Origin of the sequence: Algoriphagus aquimarinus, from assembly GCF_900112005.1 — a bacterium.
In the GTDB taxonomy this organism is placed as follows: domain Bacteria; phylum Bacteroidota; class Bacteroidia; order Cytophagales; family Cyclobacteriaceae; genus Algoriphagus; species Algoriphagus aquimarinus.
Window position 1 is genome coordinate 56,938 of the sequence record NZ_FOKK01000009.1, and the last position, 18,836, is coordinate 75,773.

Consider the following 18,836-nt stretch of genomic DNA (forward strand, 5'->3'; position numbering starts at 1 on the left):
AAAAAAGTGACAAAATTCACCCTTAAAACTATTGGCATCTGACTTGTATTTTCTCTCTCAGAATCGCGATTCTTTAATTGGTTTCTTGATTTGATAGTCTCGCTGACTCATCCTTTCGAGAACGTTTATTTGTTTAACTCTAAAATGTAAAAGCAATGAACACATTAATGAAAAGAAACGGGTACAGTCCAGCTGCCTCCTTATTTGATGACTTTCCTAGCAGAGGATTAGTGGACTGGCTTGATGCTGCTGGGTTTGGGAGATCAAATGAAAGCAGCACACTACCGAGCGTCAACATAGCAGAGACGGGCAATGACTTCAGGGTAGAAATGGCTGTTCCGGGCATGCAAAAAGAGAATTTCAAGGTGGAACTGGACAACAACACCTTGACTATACAGGCAGCAGTTTCCGAGAATTCTGAAGACACTACTAGAGAAAATGTAAACTACGCCCGTAAAGAATTCAGTTACCGTTCCTTTAAGCGCTCCTTTTACTTACCAAATACGGTAGAAAGTGACAATATAGAAGCTAAGTATCAAGACGGTATTCTGAAACTTATTATCCCAAAACGGGAGGAAGCCAAGCAAAAACCAGTAAAAACAATCCAAATTTCTTAAGGGTCAAAAGGCAATCTATCTAGGTTGCCTTTACCTACTTCTACCTAGACAATAAATATAGTTTTAGGTTAGCGATTTACAGATCTAAGCAAGTCTGTGTTTTTTGTTGAACAAAAAGTAATGAAACAATGGATAAACGCTCTTTTCTGAACTATTACAAAACGATTCTTGAAAAGGTAAGCTTTGACAAAAAGCTTTTAGAAAAGGAATATAAAAAAGCAAAAAGACTATTGGAAGGCCCGGAGGCCAAGGATTTAGATTATTGGGTGAACTCCAATGGACTTGCCCATAAAATTGGGACTTTTTCGATGAATAGGAAGTCCGAAAGAATCAATTGACTTACTTATCCATCAGCATTAGATTTAATAAGTTGGTATGGGTGTAATAGCTAGATCTTTTTAGCTATTACACTCTACTGACCTTTCACAATAAATCTATAGAATAGCAGGTCTACACAGGCCTTTTATTTTTGTTTGGTATCTTGAAATAAAACTGCATAACTATAGCTTAAATTATTGCATTATGAATGAATACCAAAACCCAAAAGACAGAAAATACACGGCCGAATTGCTTAATTCAGCTCCCAAAGAATCTGAAGCATTTATGAATCTGAAGCACACGGCAGAAAGAAAAGACGGAGCCATACCCGTGAAATACAGGGAGCTAATGTCTATAGCTGTAGCGCTAACCACGCAGTGTGCTTATTGTATGGAATCTCATATACAGAACGCTAAGAAAGCAGGAGCAACTAAGGAAGAAATAGCTGAAACTGTTTTTATAGCCTCTGCAATCCGTGCAGGAGGTGCTGTTGGAAATGGGCTTTTAGCCATGCGCATTTTTGATGAAGTTTAAGAATCCTGCCACTTTCTTCTGCTTTTGTAATGCTATTTTTCTTTACAGAAAAGGAATCAAGAAATAAAAGTGTGATAAAGCAGAAGCTATAACTCATCTTCTACTTTTGTCATTTTAATGATGGTTGGTGGCTCCTGAAGTTTTGCAGCAGCCATTGCAACAAATTCTTGAATATAGGGCTGATTATTGTGCAAGTCTAAGCCAGCTTGGTCTTCCCAAATCTCATAGAACACAAAGGTATTGGCATCATCAATCCCCTGATGCAAATCGTATTGTATACAGGCTTTCTCTTTTTTAGTTTCAACCACCATGCGCTCTAGAGCAGTTTTTATTTCGGAAGTAAATTCTGGTTTGGCTTTGGCAATTGCGGTCAAATAAATTTTCATCGTGTTGTTGTTATCAGGCTTTGTGGTAGGAAAATATTTTTCAAGTGTTTTTGGTACTTCTTGGTATAGGCATCTATGCGCTCCTGGGTCACATTCTTCTCCAGATCGTGAAAGTGCACTCCGTTTATGCGTTCCAAAGATAGAAAAGCATTCATCTTATGAAAGCCAAAAAGAACACCATCGTCAACACTGGTTTGGTCAAAAAATTCCCCCGGAAGCAAAAAGGCACTTTCTGGAGCATTCCAGGTAGTAGTTCCCATGTAATATTTGCCTGACAATCTTCCCCCTGTCCCATAGCCTACTTCTGGGTTTTCTGCTTTCCGTCCATCGCTGTAGTACATGCCTTTTCTATGCCCTGCGGTGAATACCTCATCTATATATTTTTTCAGACCGTTTGGCATCCCAAACCACCAGACCGGGAAATGGTAGATAATCACGTCTGCCCATACGTATTTCTCCACTTCCTCACTTAGCACATAGGGTTCATTGATATCGGTAGTTTGTAATCCAAATCCATTTTCATCGGCAAAGAATTCTTTGTCCAACTCCAACAATGTTTTATTGAATTTCCCTGCTGAATGCCCGAATATCTGGCCTCCATTTATTGCAAATACTTTCTTCATGTTTAAATCTATTTCGTTTGAAATGCAAAGTTTCATGAAATACTTTCATCATCAAAATAACTTAAGTTGTACATTTGTATCATAATAATTATAGATATGCAAGTCAACTTAGAGTGGTACCGTACCTTTAAAGCCATATTTGAAACAGGCACTTTGTCTGCTGCCGCGCAGGAACTGTTCATATCCCAACCGGGTGTGAGTCTGCACCTTAATTCCTTGGAGGCGTATACTGGTTACAAGATTTTTGACCGCTCTGCGCGACGCATGGTGCCTACGGAAAAAGGGAAAATTCTCTATAATTTCATTTTGGAGCCCCTGAAAAAACTGGAAGCTGCAGAACAGCATTTCCATAAGCGCTCTAAGTCCGAACGAGCCACAATCAGCGTAGGAATGTGTTTTGAAACATTTCAATACACCTTAGAGGAACATATTCCAGGGCTTCCATTTAACCTGATTATCAAATTCGGAGAATATCCACAGATGCAGCATGATCTGGATAATGGACTGCTTGATTTGATAGTAACTCCGCAAAAGGGGAATCAGAAAAACTTAAGCTACCGTCCATTTTCAAAGGAAAAGATTGTGCTGGTTGCGGGTAGCGGAACGGATCGAAAGGAATTGGACTCCTTACTGAAAAAGAAAGATATTTCCGCGGTAGGCAATTATCTCAAGCAGCAATTGTGGTACAGCACTGCCGGAGACATGGAACACCTGAAAAATTTCTGGTTGAAGAACTTCGGCGAACATCCCGATTTCAGCCCAAACTACATAGTTCCGAATATCAGCTCTATCATCAGATGTCTAAGTGGAGGCAATGGTTTTTCTGTATTGCCTGATTTTCTATGCAAAGAAGCAATAGCTTCTGGTAGCATCATGCTGGTGTGGGAAGGCAATCCGCCTTTAGAAAATACGCTGTATTTTGGCACCCGCAGGAAAACAATGTACCAGACAGAATTGGAGCAACTCCAAAAGCTTTTTGAAGAAAAGTGGGAGCAGGTACATAGCTAGGAATTAGTTCTACCTCTATATAAAAGAGGGATAAAGTTTGACATGTACCATACTTTATCCCTCTCCTTATTATTCTCCTTTCACGTATTTCCGCCAGTTGTGCTGCTCTTTGAAGCCCAGAACCTCACGGATTTTACGATTTGAAAACAAGGCTTCATGCTCTTCCAATTCCCTAGTGATGGGCACTCCTGGAAAGAACTGTTTAGCCAATTCCTTGCTCGGGAGGATCGCACCATTATGATCGTTTCCAGCATTGAAAACCTGATAACCAAGGCCGTCTTTCTTCAAACACAAATCCACGATCTGTCCGAGGTCTCGTGCATCTATATAGCAGAAAGCATTTCTACGACGAACTTCTGGGTTTTTGAAGTAACCTGGAAAGAGTTCAGCGTACTCGTGTGGCTCAATGACATTCCCAATACGCAACGCATAAATATCAATCCCTGAGCGTCGTTGGAAACTGCGGGCAGTTTTCTCATTTACCACCTTTGATAAGCCGTAGCTATCCATGGGATCCACATCGTAATCCTCTTCCAAGGGCAGCACATGGGGGTCTGTTTTCCCGTCCGAAAAACAAATACCGTAGGTGGTTTCCGAGGAAGCGATAACAACCTTCTTAATGCCCAGCTTTACAGCTGCTTCGATCACATTGTAAGTTCCTATGGTATTGACACGAAAAGTCTCATTGTCAGGATTGATCAAGATTCTTGGTACCGCCGCAAAATGCACCACGGCATCAAACTTGGGTACGCCAGTTCCAGCTTCCAACTCACCTAAGCCGGCATAGGAACTCATGGCATTGAACATCTGACCTGAATCCGTAATATCCGCGATCAGGTTATCTACCCTTGGATGATCCAAAGGCACCCGATCTACATTCACTACTCTATGTCCTTGATCGAGCAAATAGGCTACTGCATATTTCCCTGCTTTTCCAGATCCTCCAGTAAAAAGAATTCGCATTTTATTTATGTGTTTTTCTTCGTTAACGATGCTTCTACTTGTAGCCTGAGCCTGTAATCGCAACTTCCAAGTAAAGCATACAAATTAAGGAAAAATCGAAGACTATGTTTTCGGGATAATTAATCCCCTATTTATCAGATGAGAGACGCAGGTGCACCTCCCTCCACTTATTCATCTAGGCCATTCAAGTATTTCGCTAAAACGAATCCCATGCTAAAGCAGCCCTGCAACAAATACCCGCCCGTGGGTGCATACCAGTCCAGCATTTCTCCAATAGCATAGGTATTAGGAATTTTTTTACACTGAAAATTCTCATCTACCTCCTCCAAAGCAATTCCACCAAGACTTGAGATGGCTTCATCCAATCCCCCAGCGGATTTGATGGTTACGGGGACGGATTTGATAGTTTCCATCAGTAGATCAGGATTCGAAAAAGTAGCTTTTGCTGTGAATTGCTTCAAAAGTCCAATCGAGGTGCGGTCAAGATTTAAATCCTTCTTAAGAATATCTGTAACCTTAGCTCGTCCTGCATTCTTGTATTTTGCCCGCAGTTGTTCTACGGACATGGTGGGCTTTAGGTCCAAATGGATTACAACACTTTCTTGGGTAAGAAGCTTATCCTGAATCTTTTGGCTTAAAGCATAAATGGCATTTCCCTCCAGACCAAATTTGGAGATGACCAACTCCCCTGTAGAAAAATGGTTAGCATAAGTCAATGCAATGTTTTTCAAGGGTTTCCCCTCGTGTTTCTCTATGAAATCTTTATCCCAATCTATCTCAAAAGCACAATTGGCCGCTCTAAATGGCTGCACTTTCACACCACGCTCCTCGAATAGTTTTTTCCAGCCTCCATCTGAGCCAGTCACTTTCCAGCTGGATCCACCCATCGCAAATATTACGATATCAGAATCTATTGCATCTATATCTTCAAAGGACAATTGCCCCTCCTTATCCCATCCTACCCACTTCGTACCTAATTTGAAGTCTATTTCTCTACCTGAGATAAATCCCAGGATTTTATTGAGAACCTCGATAGGCTTTAGATCCAATTCTGGAAAAACCCGATTACTTGACCCAATAAAGGTGGGGATATCATGCGCATTCAGCCAGTTTATCAAATCCTTATTCGTAAACTGACGAATGATAGGCGCCATAAAGTCACTTGGGAAGTAGCGCTTTATCAGCTCCTCAATGGAGGAGTTGTAGGTCAGATTCAGTCCACCTTCACCGGCTACCAAAAATTTCCGACCCATAGTTTTTTTCCTCTCACACAGGGTCACTTTATACTTCGTAGTGTCCAGCTCAGCGGCAAGTATTAGTGCTGCTGGACCTCCTCCTATTATTGTCAACTTCTTCATCTCAGAAAATACATGGTTACTTATTTGTGTTTGGGATTTCAGAGATAAGATATTGTAGTGAAATAATTTAGAGTATTCAGGAGAAGATATTTTGATGATCCTTTGAGATATATGGTTTGCAAACAATGAACTGGCCATTTAAAACACCTTTTCTAATATTGCTAGCTCTTCCCTCTTCTCACTAGTTTCACAGTACGACTATAGCTGATCTCCGCCAAATTACAGTCATATCCATCAAAGTTGCTTGTATTATTAAAGTGAATAACAACCGTATCATGATTCAAGCCTTTACCAATTACAAAAAGGAAGCAGGATAAGAATATTTGATTATTAAAGTAACTACTCACTTTCTACAATAGCCATACGATACCGTTCAGTGGCCTTTTTTAAGTTTTCAGAAAGAGACTTAAGCCAGTTCAAGTGATTGGCCATTAGGTATGCTTCCTGAAGTTCATGAAGCGTTTCTGTATCTAATTCGGTATTACCTTGACGGATATTTTCATCTCTCAAACTTGATAATTGGTGGTATTTGCCTAACAATTTCTCCTGTGCATCTTCACTATTTTCTTCAGCCACACCTTGCTTTATTTCAGTATGAGCTAAGCTATCGAATGAAAACTGTAAGGTGTTAGAAATTTTTTCAATGAGTAGATTAAATTCTTTAGAAGCAGGGGTGGTTTTATGACTGACGATAAAATTACCAATGGATGCAATAGCTGAAATCATGGTCTGATTGAGCGTCACAATTTCATAAATCAGTTGAAATTCCTTCTGCTTCGACTTTGGGTCTTGGGTTAATCTCTGGAAGGCGGCATTCAAATTACTTATGGCAAGAAAAGCTTCTTTCCTAGCCACACTATAGGCGTGATTGTTTTTGTTGATATCCTGATATAGCTCATGTGTGGCTAGCAGGTACTTTCTATTCATTGTTAATGTATTGAGCAGCACTTGCTTTAAATTATTGACTTCCCAACTTGGAAAAATTAAATAATTGGCAACCACAGCGATAACTGCCCCTATGATCGTATCAATTACCCGAAATTGAATCACTTCAAAGGCATTAGGATTAATCACGGAATACACAAAAACAATACTAATGGTGATCAATGCAGCTGAATACTTATAATTCTGCTGGATCAATGAAAATGCCAATATCATCGATACAAATGCCAGCGCAGAATAGACCACTATATTTTGAGTAAGCAAAACAATACTTACAGCAAATGCAGCACCTATAAGTGTACCGATGATTCGATCTTTCGAACGTTCTTTGGTTAGCCCATAGCTAGGTCTCATAATGACTATAATGGTCAGTAAAATCCAATAGCTGTTTTGAATATCAAACAGAAAACCTATGAGATAAGCAACCACAATCGCAATGGTGAGGCGTAACGAATGTCTAAACATGGTGGAGTCCAGACTGAAATTTTGACTAAGAACATTTAGTCTGTATTCTTGAAGAGTTAAAAAATGACTAGAATCTTCTCTTTTCAGCGATACTACAGAGGCATTTTTGACATTTGCCATCACTCGTCTGATAGCCTTTATTTCTTGAAGGATTTGCTCTTGGTAATCGTATAGATTTTTCAACATCAAAGCACCCTCACGAGCTGCCGGCAATTTGACTGTATCAACGTAATTTGTGATAGATTCATTGGCATTTGATAATGCAGTTAACAAAGTATCCTTATTTGGTATTTTATCCTTTTGAATCAATAATTCAGACAAACGTATGAGATGATTCCCCATTATTTTGCTCAATTTCTTTGAAGCTTTAAGAAACTCTTTATGCTTGCCAAAAACCTCATCGATCAATTTATAATCCAAGTGTTTTGCCTCTATCAATTCGAAAATACGGATAGAAGAAAGTAGAATGAGAAGTTGCTTTTCTTCATAATGTGACCTTCCAGAGCGTTTGCGAGATGTCAGCAATGCTTCTCGAAGTGTTTCGTGCTTTTCATTGATTTTATGCTGAAGCACGAATGTTTGTTTAACGTGTTCGTCACGCTTAGCTTTCCCTGTTAATAATTTGGCTCGTAATTTTAGATACTCACCAATAAGCAGAAGTGTATCCGACAATAACTGATTCTGGTCTTTTACTGGAGCAAGTTTTTGAAAAACAAAGGATACTACCAAATACCACAGGCCACCAACTCCCATCAAACCAACCTGTACTAAAATCTCATGAGGAGTTTCCTTCTGAATGGCAAATGCCATTACCATTGCGAGCAAACCAGAAAAAGAAACTAAAGACGCCCTAAAACCATAAACAGAAATCAGCGAGACAATAAATGAAATAGTTAACAGCGCCACTACTAGAAGAGGTAGGAAAGGTTTTGAAAACAGGATGATAGCTGTAATAACCATCGTTAAGCCTATACTGACTAAAATGGCATTGATCTTTCGTTTGAAACTACCTGGAATATCACCAGGCGCGTTTAAAAAAGTGCCGACTACAACAGCCGGAGCATATTCAACATACCCTAAAAAATATAATACAGCAAAGGGAACTGCTATACCTACTCCCAGCCGAATTCCTCGGTCAAAATTGGAGCTTTTTAGAAACAGTTCAAGTAGTTTAAGTTTTTCTTTCAAGCGGCTTTAGCATGTGATTTATAAAGTTAAGATAATTAGGTAAGGGAAGCATAGACTGATAAAATCATTCCATTTACTCAAAAAAAGGGTATTTGATAAAAGTGCCAATAGAATTCCTTAGAACTGACATAATAGCAAGAGCCTATTTAAGGCAAGGCTATAACCTCATCTGAAAACACTGGGTAAATCTTGGCTCCAGCAGCCTTTTTCAAAATATGAAGCCCGGTCAACTGTCCAAAGGCAGGTAGAATTAAACATTGATTATGGTAGTGAAAACAGGGCAAGCGAAAGCTTTGTCTTCCTTTGGCCTTAATCAATACACCGGGATGAATGTGACCTACAATATTCAACTTATCTTCCTCCACTATTGCTTCTGGTTCATGAGTGAAAAGCAGATACTTTCCCACTTCAAACTCATCGACAACCTCAATAGAAGTATCATCCATCACTGAAGCAGCGAGAATATCGTGATTCCCCTTGGTCAAAATAAAACGAATAGCTGGGTGACATAGAAGAAATCCCTTCAAACCCTCCCACTCCTTATTCAGAGAACTATGGAATAAATCTCCCAGAAAAACCACAGTGGTAGGTTTTAAAGACATAATCAACTCATCCATTCTCTGCAGATCAGGGGAAATTTCTGGCAGAGGAATCATTATACCTTCCTTGCGGAAATGAGATGCTTTTCCCAGATGGAGATCCGCCACCACAAGAATCTGATGTTCAGGCAAAAAAGCGACTTTCTCTGGTAATAATTGAATTAATTCCTCCTTGTAATAAAAATCCATAGTTCATCTGGGAGCTATTATTTCTCCAATCTGTCTTTAAGTTTTCCCAAACGGGTTTGCCAATCTTCGTTGCTGTACCTTTCCCGGAAGGATTCTGCGAAAATAGGAAAAGAAAAGGGAGTTAGGCGTGAAGGAAAAGTCAAATTAATGGCATGGGTGCTGATCCTCACGAAGGCTGCATACATACGAGCAGACTCCAATTGAAAATCCATCACTTCATCATAAGCTTGTCTAAGCAATAAGTTTCCCGGATCGTAATCTTCAAAAACGGAAAAGAATAAAGCTGAATTGGCTTGCAGATGTCTTGTTTTGATTGGTTTGCCCGGATATCCCTGAAAAACCAAACCGGCAATGCTGGCAATATCCCTAAATCTTCTGCGAGCCATCTCAGTGGTATTGATACCAAGTCGAATGTCAGACACCAAATCATCTGTACTAAACAAGCCTAGCTCCAATGCTTCCTCCACTGGAATTGGAGAATCGCTCAGCAACTCAAATCCATACTCATTAGTAGCAATACTAAAAGTCGCAGGTTTGATTTTACTCAGTCGAAATGCAATCACCGCGGCCATTCCCTCATGAACAAATTTCCCCTCAAAAGGATAGACAAAAAGATGGAACCCATATTTGGTCTGAATATTTTCTATTAAAAGAGTGCCTTCAGCAGGAAGAGCAGAAAGCTCTCTCTGCTTTTCAAATAGCGGACTCAAAAACTGTAACTCAGGGCTTTTCAATTTCACAGGATTATGGATTACATCCATGGAATGACGTAGAGCTACACCCAAGTCTGCGGAAAGTGGCAACCTTCCTCCCATCCACGATGGCACAGCACCTTTCTTACCCGAACTGCTTCTTACAATCGCCTGCATTTCCCGCACCATCACCAGCTCCAGATTTCTTCCCGAAAACCAAAAGGTATCCCCAGGTTTCAGTTTAGAGATAAACCATTCTTCTATAGTTCCCAAGTATTTTCCGCTCATAAACTTCACTTGTATCATCGCATCACTGACGATAGTTCCGATGTTGAGCAAATGTCTATGGGCAATTCTGCGACTTGTGACCTTGAAAACTCCCTCTTCCGAAACTACCTTATGGAATTCATCATACGCTCCTAGCGAACGACCGCCTTTGGTGATCATAAGCAGGCATTCGTTGAACTCATCCTGAGTAATGGAAGAAAAGCAATGCGTATTCTTCACTTCATTGTACGTTTCCTCCGCTTTAAATCCTTCGGAAATTGCCAGCGTGACCAAGTATTGAATCAACACATCAAAGGAGCGGATGTATGGAATTCTACGTTCCATCATCCCTTCCTTCACTGCGAATTTGAGCGAAGCTCCCTCCATTATCTCTAGGGAATGAGTGGGTAAGAAATAAATGCGACTTAAAGCTCCAGGCTGGTGTCCACTTCTTCCTGCTCTCTGGAGAAAACGGGCGATTCCCTTCGGAGATCCTATCTGCACAACCGTATCAACAGGCCTGAAGTCTACCCCAAGATCCAAACTACTGGTACAGATCACAGCTTTCAAACTACCCTCATGCAACGCTGCCTCCACCCACATGCGAATCTCATTACTCAGCGAACCATGATGAAGCGCAATCGCTCCCGCCCAGTCGGGCTTAAGCTCAAGCAACTGTCTATACCAGATCTCTGCTTGCGAACGTGTATTCGTGAACAACAAGGTGGATTGGCTCTTCTCAATGATAGGAATGACCGTTTCAGCCATGTGAACGCCCAGATGTCCTGCCCATGGGAATTTCTCCAGTACCTCAGGTAGCAAGGTTTCTATCTGCAACTTCTTTTTAATCGCTGATTTGATCATCACACCTGAATTCTCCGGGCCTAGAAGTATGTCTTGAGCCTCTTCCAAATTCCCAATAGTGGCGGAAATCCCCCAGATCTTTAACTTTGGATTGAGGGCTTTTAAACGGCTTAGTGCCAGCTCGATTAGCACACCTCTTTTACTGCCCATCAGCTCGTGCCACTCGTCTACTACCACAAATTCCAGATCAGAGAAGTACTCCGTATATCCTTTGCCGGCTAGCAAAATATGCACACTTTCAGGTGTGGTGACTAGCGCTTGAGGGGGCTTCTTCTTTTGTGCTTGTCGTATTTTAGTAGAAGTATCACCAGTTCGTAAACCTATCTGATAATCAAGAGCCAAATCATCACTCACCAAGGTAGTAGCGGAATGTATCTCACTGGATAAAGCTCTTAATGGTGTAATCCAGAGACAATGCAACTTTCGAGTATCCTTGCCTTTTTTTACTTTTCGCTGTATGTAGTAATGATGCAAAACGCCAAACCAAATAGCCATGGTCTTCCCATAGCCAGTCGGAGCATTCAATAAACCCGAGCGGCCTTTGGCCATGGCAGACCAAGTCTTTTTCTGAAAGGCATGCGCAGTCCATCCCTGGTTGGAAAACCATACATCAGCGAAGCTATTCATGGCTTTTGTGCTTCTATCAATTGTAACAAATCGTTTTTAGTGTTTGCTTCCTTAACGGATTTATCCTTCCTCCATCTCAAGATTCTGGGAAAACGAAGCGCTACTCCTGACTTATGCCTCGGGCTGGAATTGATTCCTTCAAAAGCGATCTCAAAAACAAATTCAGGTTTGACACTTCTTACTGGCCCAAATTTTTCCAAGGTATTTCGTTTAACCCAGTTATCGAGCTCATTGATTTCCTTGTCAGTCAAGCCAGAATAAGCTTTCGCAAAAGGTACTAGAAGTTCCCCATCCCAAACTGCGAAGGTATAATCAGTAAAAAGGTTGGCTCTGCGTCCGTGCCCACTTTGCGCATATAGAAGCACGCCATCCACTGTCATGGGATCTGTTTTCCATTTCCACCAATTGCCTCGACGTCTGCCCGTCTCATAAGGACTTGTTTTTCTTTTGAGCATTACTCCCTCACAATTGTACTCACGAGCATTCTCACGAAAGACTGCTACTTCCTGCCAATTAGTGAAATCCATAGCTGCTGAAAGCAATAACTTTCCGTCTGTATGCTTAGCTATGATTTCTTTCAATAGTTCTCGTCGTTCCATTAGAGGCCTCTCTCTCAGGTCTACCCCGTCTTTTTCTAACACATCGAAACAAACCATGACTAAGGGAGCTTCTTTCAGGTATTTTGGTGATATATTCTTCCTACCAATTCTAGTCTGCATCACCTGAAAAGGCAAGGGTTGGCCATCTCGCCAAGGAATAATCTCTCCGTCTAGGACGGTGCCATTGGGAAGTGAGTCCTGCAAAGAAGTAAACTCAGGGAATTTATCTGTCAGGAGTTCCTCCCCTCTACTCCACACGAATATCTCCTTGTTCCTTACGATGATCTGCCCTCGTATCCCATCCAGCTTTTTCTCTATACACCACTCACTAATAGCTCCCAAATCCTCGGGCTCTGAATCCAATTGGTACGCAAGAAAAAAAGGATAGGGAATGTACGATTTGTCCAATTGACTTTCTGCTGCAAACATGGAGCTCATGGTTTCCTCATAAGGATTCCATTTCCCCATCAACTGGTGGGCAATAGAAGTTTGCTCTTTATCTAGATATTTTGCCAGCGCTTTGATAACCAATTGTCGGGAAACGCCCATTCTAAAATTTCCCGTTATCAGCTTATTGAATACGAATCGCTCAGCTAATGGAGCGCTCATCCAATAATCAATGATCAACTCTTTTTTTTCCTCGGAGGGTAAATCAGTCAATCGAGCAAGAAGAGCTAAGGTCTCTCTTAGGGAAACCTGTTGTTCCTTTTTCTGCGCAGGAAGTACCAAGGCGATGGCTTCTGCAAGGTCACCAACAGTGTAATAAGATTCTTCGAAAAGCCACATAGGCAAATCCGCAAGTTGAGCAGCCCACTCTTTTAGCTCAGAAGTTTTTACTGGTCGTTTGGGCTTATTGCCAATCAAGATCGAAACCGCAAAAATCTTATCCTCCTCCTCAGCGTGGGTAAAATAATCTACCATCGCCTGAATCTTCTGATTGGTCTTCGTAGTCTGGTCAACTGTCGTAAACATGGTAGTAAATGCCTTCATAACTTATTACACGTCTCCAGTCGCAGGTTCAAATTGAGTCTTCATTTCTACAGCATTGAGGTGGTACCGTTCTGTTAGCCACTTGGCGTAGGTAGTTTGATAACCGTGAGTGACATAGATATTTTCTGCACCAGTAGCCAGCACAGCCTCATTCAACTGGTTCCAGTCGCAATGGTCTGATAATACAAAACCCCGATCTACTCCTGAGCGTCTTCTGGCGCCTCGCAATTGCATCCATCCACTGCACAGTGCTTTTCGGGAAGGAGAAAATTTACTCATCCAAGGTGTGGACAATGCCGAAGGTGGCGCAACGATCATAGATCCCTTTATCGCTTTCCTATCCATCTCGGGAGTAACCCAGATTCCAGGAAAATTATGTCCATTCTCATTAAGTGTATTATTCACATTGGCTACTGCTCCGTGGAGGTAAATCTCTCCTATGCTTTGATCTAGGTGATGTAGAATGGATTGGGATTTTCCCAGAGCATAAGCTATCACAATGGAATTGAAGCCCTCTGCAGAATTTTGCTGCCACCATTCATTGATGCTTGTGTAGATATCCTGAGTTGGGGGGAATTTATAAATAGGAAGCCCAAAAGTAGATTCTGTGATGAAATGATGACATTTCACCGGTTCAAAGGGTACACTTAGCCCATCAGGAATCAGCTTATAATCTCCTGATACGACCCATATTTCGCCCTTATATTCCAGACGAACCTGAGCAGAACCGATGATATGCCCCGCAGGATGTAGGCTGATCTTTACTCCATTTATTGAAATTCCCTCATTATAGTCCACGCCTTGAACAGCGATGTTCAAACCTAATCTCAAGCGCAGAATAGCCACCGTATCCTTGTGGCAGATATAATGTCCATTACCCATTCTCGCATGATCACTATGCCCATGGGTGATGATAGCCGACTTTACAGGCTTCCAAGGATCAATGTATACGTCTGCTCTAGGACAATAAATGCCCTTATCAGTAAATTCCAGCATGGAAAGGCTTTTAGGAAGTTGATAATCGCTTTGGTGAATTACAACTTTTATACCGAGTGATTGTTTTGTTCACATTCCTAGGCACGGGATAGGAGGAATTTGGCTAAAGCGACTATCAGATAATATTCTACAATTAGGAATGGGCTAAAGCCACATTCCTATTGAATAAAATCGAAATACCGTGGAATTCTAATCTCTATCAATTACCTCTTGCTTCAGCTGGAGGTTTAAAACAACCGGCCATAGTTTTCCGGCTTTAGCCGAAATATTGATTCGGCTAATATTTCGACTAAAGCCCTGTTGGGATTAATACAAACAATTAGGAATGGGCTAAAGGCGCATTCCTCTTGAATAAATTCGAAATACCGTGGAATTCTAATCTCAATCAATTACCTCTTACTTTAGCTGGAGGTTTAAAACAAACGGCCATAGTTTTCCGGCTTTAGCCGAAATATTGATTCGGTTAATATTTCGACTAAAACCCTGTTGGGATTAATACAAACAATTAGGAATGGGCTAAAGCAGCATTCCTATTGAATAAATTCGAAATACCGTGGAATTCTAATCTCAATCAATTACCTCTTGCTTCAGCTGGAGGTTTAAAACAAACGGCCATAGTTTTCCGGCTTTAGCCGAAATATTGATTCGGCTAATATTTCGACTAAAGCCCTGTTGGGATTAATACAAACAATTAGGAATGGGCTAAAGGCGCATTCCTCTTGAATAAATTCGAAATACCGTGGAATTCTAATCTCAATCAATTACCTCTTACTTTAGCTGGAGGTTTAAAACAAACGGCCATAGTTTTCCAGCTTTAGCCGAAATATTGATTCGGTTAATATTTCGACTAAAGCCCTGTTGGGATTAATACAAACAATTAGGAATGGGTTAAAGCCGCATTCCTATTGAATAAATTCGAAATACCGTGGAATTCTAATCTCTATCAATTACCTCTTGCTTCAGCTGGAGGTTTAAAACAAACGGCCATAGTTTCCGGCTTTAGCCGAAATATTGATTCGGTTAATATTTCGGCTAAAGCCGCTATCAGATAAAATTCTACAATTAGGAATGGGCTAAAGCCACATTCCTATTGAATAAATTCGAAATACCGTGGAATTCTAATCTCAATAAATTACCTCCTGCTTCAGCTGGAGGTTTAAAAAAAATCCCCGCTATAGGCAGGGACTTACTCATACTGAGTTAAAACTGATTCTACTTTATAATATATTAGTTGGCTTCATCTTCTAATGCCTTGATGTTATTGTCTTCATAGTACTTATCACGATACTCCTGAAATTCCTCTTCCAAAGCAGTAACTAATTCGAGATTGGAATTTACATTTTGCCACATGTCAGGAAGTTTCTTTTCCAGTAAACCCACCCCTAAGTTGATGTTATCGGCTTCTATCTTGGATATTTTTTTCAAAACTGAAGTTTGACTATTCTTCAAATCATCAAATTCCCGAAGGATTTTATCCATCATTTCTAATTTCTCTAATTTATCCATGGTTCGATTTTTTAAGGTTATAGCAAATCGCTAATAACAAGATAATGAATAATTACCATGCCTAATGAAACCCCTTTAACCCACTTTGTGAAAACAGCCATGAGCGAAAGCAAAGACAACGAACCTTTTTAAACGCTATCAAACTGGACAAATCCCTCATAATTATTTTTTCGGTAAGTCCATTCCCCAAAGAATCCTATATTTTGCATACCCTTTAGTAAAAGAAGACTATTGACAATAAACCTATTCTTATTCCTCTAATTCAACAGATGTTTATTTCTAAAAAACTTATACTTTCTACTGGTATTTCACTGGCTATTTTTGCCAATTGTACACCAGAAAAATCACCCTTTGACGTATCTCCTGCCGATTCTCTGGATCCCAAAAGGATGGAAGCGCCCTACCCTGCCATCAGCATTCCCGAAGGCACTGACATGGAGTCTCCCCGCTGGAAAGGCATTGACCTAACTCCTCAGCCGCCTGTGGTGCCTGTTTCTGCTAATGAGCAACTGAAATCTTTTGTCTTACAACCTGGCTACAAACTAACTCCTATACTTTCTGAGCCTCAGATCCGAGAGCCTGCCGCCATTCAGTTTGATGGTAATGGAAGAATGTATGTACTGGAACTAAGAACCTACATGCAGGATATCGACGCCAACGGGGAATTGATGCCTACGTCACGCATTTCCCGCTGGGAGGATAAAGACAATGATGGTGTCTATGAAACTAGCGTCATCTTCTTGGATAGCTTAGTATTTCCTCGCTATGTAGTTCCCTTTGGGAAAAACACCATTTTGTCCATGGAGTCTAATGAAGACAATGTCTATAAGTACACCGACACGGACGGTGATGGAAAGGCCGACAAAAAAGAGCTCTTCGCTTCTGGACTTGGGAGATCAGGGAATGTAGAGCATCAGACCAGTTTCCTGACTTGGACTATGGACAATTGGATGTACAGCACATATAATTCCCGCAGAATTCGCTGGACTCCTGATGGAGTAATTCAAGAACCTACCGGAAACCCATATGGACAATGGGGCGTCACTCAGGATAATTACGGTCAGGTATGGTTCCAAGACGGTGCTGGCGGAGTACCTCAAAACTTTAACTTACCAATTGTCTATGGCAATTTCGGAATAAAGGGTCAGTACAAAGACGGCTTCAGAGAACCTTTCAGTTTGGTGAAATTGGCTGATTTCGAGCCAGGCATGCGGGAAACAAAGCCTGATAACTCCTTGAATAATGTAACGGGATCGGCTGGAAATGACGTATTCCGCGGAGATAGACTGCCAAAAGAAATTCAAAACAAATACTTCTACGGTGAGCCTGTAGGAAGAATTGTGCGTCAGGTAAACACTGAGAAATCAGAAGGACTTTCTTACATACAAAACCCTTACAGAGAAGCTCAATCAGAATTCATACAATCAACTGATCCGCTTTTCCGCCCAGTAGATATGGCAACAGCTCCCGACGGCACCATGTATATAGTAGATATGTATCGTGGGATTATTCAGCAGGGAAACTGGACTCAGGAAGGGAGTTACCTACGTACCAAAATCCAGCAGTATCAAATGGATGATATCGCAGGAAATGGTCGTATCTGGAGATTGACTTACGAGGGTATGGAGCGAAATACCGAAAAGCCAAGAATGTACGAGGAAACTTCTGCAGAGCTAGTTCGGCATCTGAGCAATCCAAATGGTTGGTGGAGAGATCAGGCGCAGCAGTTGATCATCCTGAACCAAGATAAATCGGTGGTGAAGGATTTGGAAAAATTAGTGAACAGTTCGGATAATGAACTGGCAAGAATACATGCATTGTGGACACTTGAAGGATTAAACTCCTTGAAAGTGGATATGATCAGAAAACTGATGAAAGACAGTAATCCTAAAATTCGTATTCAAGCACTCAGAGCAAGTGAAAGCCTATACAAATACGGTGAGAAAAGCCTTGCAGCGGATTATAGAACGATGGTCAAAGATTCTGATGTCGATGTAGCTTTTCAGGCATTGTTGAGTGCCTATATTCTAAATATCGATAAGGTAGAAGAGTTTATAAAAACGTCTATCAAAGAGAATCCTGCTCAGAGTTTTCAGGTAATAGGAGCTCAACTCTTAGAGAAAATGGCAGAACAAAAGAAGACGGCTGCCACTCAGTTTGCTCCTCAACAACTTGCACTTTTCAATAAGGGAAAAACCATCTTCGATGGCTATTGCTCTACGTGTCATGGTGTAAAAGGTCTTGGAACTCCTACTGGTGGAGGTGAGCTCATTGCTCCAGCATTCTCAGGGTCTCCTAGACTAATGGGCCATCCGGAATATGCAGTAAAAACACTTTTGCATGGGTTAACTGGAGCACTTGACGGTAAGGAATACGAAGGCGTAATGATCGCCATGGACAGTAATGATGATGAGTACATAGCTTCTGTGATTTCTTACATACGGAATGATTTTGGAAACTCAGGGAGTTTCGTCACCCCAGAATATGTAGCTCAGCTAAGAAAAGAAACAGCCGATAGAGAAGGTACATATGAGTTTGACGAACTGATCGGAGAAATACCTAAAGCACTTACACTTCAGGATAACTGGAAAATCACAGCTAGCAGTACTGCATTGCAGGGTGTTGGATCTACAAAGGATCCTTCATACGCCTTCAGCTTTAAAGGTTGGAAAACAGATGGGGCACAAGAAGCAGGCATGTGGTTCCAAGTAGAACTTCCTAAAGAAAGAAATCTCACGGAATTGCAGTTTAATTCCGGGGATAAAGAGTATCCAAGAAAGTATAAAGTATCTATTTCTTCTGATGGCAAAGCCTGGACTGAAGTTGCGACTGGCGAAGGAGTAAAAGGCATGAACACTATCCACTGGAATGCGGATAATCCTGCGAGATTCCTGAAAATTGAAACTTTGGATAAAGCCGAAGAACCATGGGCAATGAAGCAGTTAGTGCTGCTTGCTAGGTGATTTAAGCCTTAGAATTTTATAGCTTTGAAAGGCTATAAAGTAAAGCGATGGGAAAACCCCATCGCTTTTTTTATGAATTAAGTCTGAGGATTTATTGGTGGATATTTCAGATTTCAAGGATATTGCGCCCTGTCAGGGCTAG

General features: G+C 41.0%; 15 protein-coding genes. 5 read left to right on the forward strand and 10 right to left on the reverse strand.

The window, feature by feature from the left end:
- Positions 1–155 precede the first annotated feature (155 nt).
- From BM291_RS12890 to BM291_RS12900, 3 genes are all read left to right on the forward strand, one after another.
- Positions 156–617: an Hsp20/alpha crystallin family protein gene (locus BM291_RS12890; RefSeq protein WP_092898052.1), complete on the forward strand. Its 462-nt coding sequence runs from the start codon at positions 156–158 to the stop codon at positions 615–617.
- 128 nt (positions 618–745) lie between these two features.
- Positions 746–955 (forward strand): hypothetical protein, encoded by a 210-nt coding sequence (locus BM291_RS12895; RefSeq protein ID WP_092898054.1) that lies wholly within the window; start codon positions 746–748, stop codon positions 953–955.
- A 184-nt stretch (positions 956–1,139) separates the two neighbouring features.
- Entirely contained in the window at positions 1,140–1,469 is a 330-nt protein-coding gene (locus tag BM291_RS12900; RefSeq protein WP_092898056.1) for a carboxymuconolactone decarboxylase family protein, read from the forward strand.
- 86 nt (positions 1,470–1,555) lie between these two features.
- On the opposite strand, the gene BM291_RS12905 is transcribed toward BM291_RS12900, so the two are convergent.
- Both BM291_RS12905 and BM291_RS12910 read right to left on the reverse strand, forming a co-directional pair.
- Positions 1,556–1,855, reverse strand: coding sequence for a putative quinol monooxygenase (locus tag BM291_RS12905; protein WP_092898058.1), 300 nt, complete (start codon positions 1,853–1,855; stop codon positions 1,556–1,558).
- The gene (locus BM291_RS12910) at positions 1,852–2,478 is read right to left on the reverse strand and encodes an NAD(P)H-dependent oxidoreductase (protein WP_092898274.1); all 627 of its coding nucleotides are present in this window, start codon (positions 2,476–2,478) and stop codon (positions 1,852–1,854) included. Before BM291_RS12910 ends, BM291_RS12905 begins: the two co-directional genes overlap by 4 nt.
- 96 nt (positions 2,479–2,574) lie before the next feature.
- Here BM291_RS12910 and BM291_RS12915 point away from each other — a divergent pair, with 96 nt between their 5' ends.
- A complete protein-coding gene (locus BM291_RS12915; protein ID WP_092898060.1) occupies positions 2,575–3,486 on the forward strand; it encodes a LysR family transcriptional regulator in 912 nt (303 codons plus the stop codon).
- A 69-nt stretch (positions 3,487–3,555) separates the two neighbouring features.
- Here the strand turns inward: BM291_RS12915 and BM291_RS12920 are convergent, their stop codons facing one another.
- From BM291_RS12920 to BM291_RS12960, 8 genes are all read right to left on the reverse strand, one after another.
- Positions 3,556–4,449 (reverse strand): NAD-dependent epimerase/dehydratase family protein, encoded by an 894-nt coding sequence (locus BM291_RS12920; protein WP_175499700.1) that lies wholly within the window; start codon positions 4,447–4,449, stop codon positions 3,556–3,558.
- A gap of 167 nt (positions 4,450–4,616) precedes the next feature.
- Positions 4,617–5,807, reverse strand: a complete 1,191-nt coding sequence (locus BM291_RS12925; RefSeq protein WP_092898278.1) for a BaiN/RdsA family NAD(P)/FAD-dependent oxidoreductase — start codon at positions 5,805–5,807, stop codon at positions 4,617–4,619.
- A gap of 339 nt (positions 5,808–6,146) precedes the next feature.
- Positions 6,147–8,402 carry an FUSC family protein gene (locus tag BM291_RS12935; protein ID WP_092898064.1) on the reverse strand — a complete coding sequence of 752 codons (2,256 nt, stop codon included), beginning with the start codon at positions 8,400–8,402 and terminating at the stop codon, positions 6,147–6,149.
- A 146-nt stretch (positions 8,403–8,548) separates the two neighbouring features.
- Positions 8,549–9,190 carry a ligase-associated DNA damage response endonuclease PdeM gene (gene pdeM, locus BM291_RS12940; protein WP_092898066.1) on the reverse strand — a complete coding sequence of 214 codons (642 nt, stop codon included), beginning with the start codon at positions 9,188–9,190 and terminating at the stop codon, positions 8,549–8,551.
- A 17-nt stretch (positions 9,191–9,207) separates the two neighbouring features.
- Positions 9,208–11,640, reverse strand: coding sequence for a ligase-associated DNA damage response DEXH box helicase (locus BM291_RS12945; protein WP_092898068.1), 2,433 nt, complete (start codon positions 11,638–11,640; stop codon positions 9,208–9,210).
- A complete protein-coding gene (locus BM291_RS12950; protein ID WP_092898070.1) occupies positions 11,637–13,229 on the reverse strand; it encodes an ATP-dependent DNA ligase in 1,593 nt (530 codons plus the stop codon). Before BM291_RS12950 ends, BM291_RS12945 begins: the two co-directional genes overlap by 4 nt.
- Before the next feature lie 6 nt (positions 13,230–13,235).
- A complete protein-coding gene (locus BM291_RS12955) occupies positions 13,236–14,225 on the reverse strand; it encodes a ligase-associated DNA damage response exonuclease (RefSeq protein WP_092898072.1) in 990 nt (329 codons plus the stop codon).
- Between the two features lie 1,227 nt (positions 14,226–15,452).
- The gene (locus BM291_RS12960; RefSeq protein ID WP_092898074.1) at positions 15,453–15,731 is read right to left on the reverse strand and encodes a hypothetical protein; all 279 of its coding nucleotides are present in this window, start codon (positions 15,729–15,731) and stop codon (positions 15,453–15,455) included.
- Between the two features lie 269 nt (positions 15,732–16,000).
- On the opposite strand from BM291_RS12960, the gene BM291_RS12965 reads away from it, so the two are divergent.
- Entirely contained in the window at positions 16,001–18,694 is a 2,694-nt protein-coding gene (locus BM291_RS12965) for a DUF7133 domain-containing protein (RefSeq protein ID WP_092898076.1), read from the forward strand.
- Positions 18,695–18,836: the final 142 nt, after the last annotated feature.

What these genes read in the sequence shown, in the direction of transcription:
- BM291_RS12915 (WP_092898060.1), top strand. Translation starts at nt 2,575, where the DNA reads ATGCAAGTCAACTTAGAGTGGTACCGTACCTTTAAAGCCATATTTGAA.
- pdeM (WP_092898066.1), bottom strand. Translation starts at nt 9,190, where the DNA reads ATGGATTTTTATTACAAGGAGGAATTAATTCAATTATTACCAGAGAAA.
- BM291_RS12900 (WP_092898056.1), top strand. Translation starts at nt 1,140, where the DNA reads ATGAATGAATACCAAAACCCAAAAGACAGAAAATACACGGCCGAATTG.
- BM291_RS12920 (WP_175499700.1), bottom strand. Translation starts at nt 4,449, where the DNA reads ATGCGAATTCTTTTTACTGGAGGATCTGGAAAAGCAGGGAAATATGCA.
- BM291_RS12910 (WP_092898274.1), bottom strand. Translation starts at nt 2,478, where the DNA reads ATGAAGAAAGTATTTGCAATAAATGGAGGCCAGATATTCGGGCATTCA.
- BM291_RS12895 (WP_092898054.1), top strand. Translation starts at nt 746, where the DNA reads ATGGATAAACGCTCTTTTCTGAACTATTACAAAACGATTCTTGAAAAG.
- BM291_RS12905 (WP_092898058.1), bottom strand. Translation starts at nt 1,855, where the DNA reads ATGAAAATTTATTTGACCGCAATTGCCAAAGCCAAACCAGAATTTACT.
- BM291_RS12965 (WP_092898076.1), top strand. Translation starts at nt 16,001, where the DNA reads ATGTTTATTTCTAAAAAACTTATACTTTCTACTGGTATTTCACTGGCT.
- BM291_RS12955 (WP_092898072.1), bottom strand. Translation starts at nt 14,225, where the DNA reads ATGCTGGAATTTACTGATAAGGGCATTTATTGTCCTAGAGCAGACGTA.
- BM291_RS12950 (WP_092898070.1), bottom strand. Translation starts at nt 13,229, where the DNA reads ATGAAGGCATTTACTACCATGTTTACGACAGTTGACCAGACTACGAAG.
- BM291_RS12960 (WP_092898074.1), bottom strand. Translation starts at nt 15,731, where the DNA reads ATGGATAAATTAGAGAAATTAGAAATGATGGATAAAATCCTTCGGGAA.
- BM291_RS12945 (WP_092898068.1), bottom strand. Translation starts at nt 11,640, where the DNA reads ATGAATAGCTTCGCTGATGTATGGTTTTCCAACCAGGGATGGACTGCG.
- BM291_RS12890 (WP_092898052.1), top strand. Translation starts at nt 156, where the DNA reads ATGAACACATTAATGAAAAGAAACGGGTACAGTCCAGCTGCCTCCTTA.
- BM291_RS12925 (WP_092898278.1), bottom strand. Translation starts at nt 5,807, where the DNA reads ATGAAGAAGTTGACAATAATAGGAGGAGGTCCAGCAGCACTAATACTT.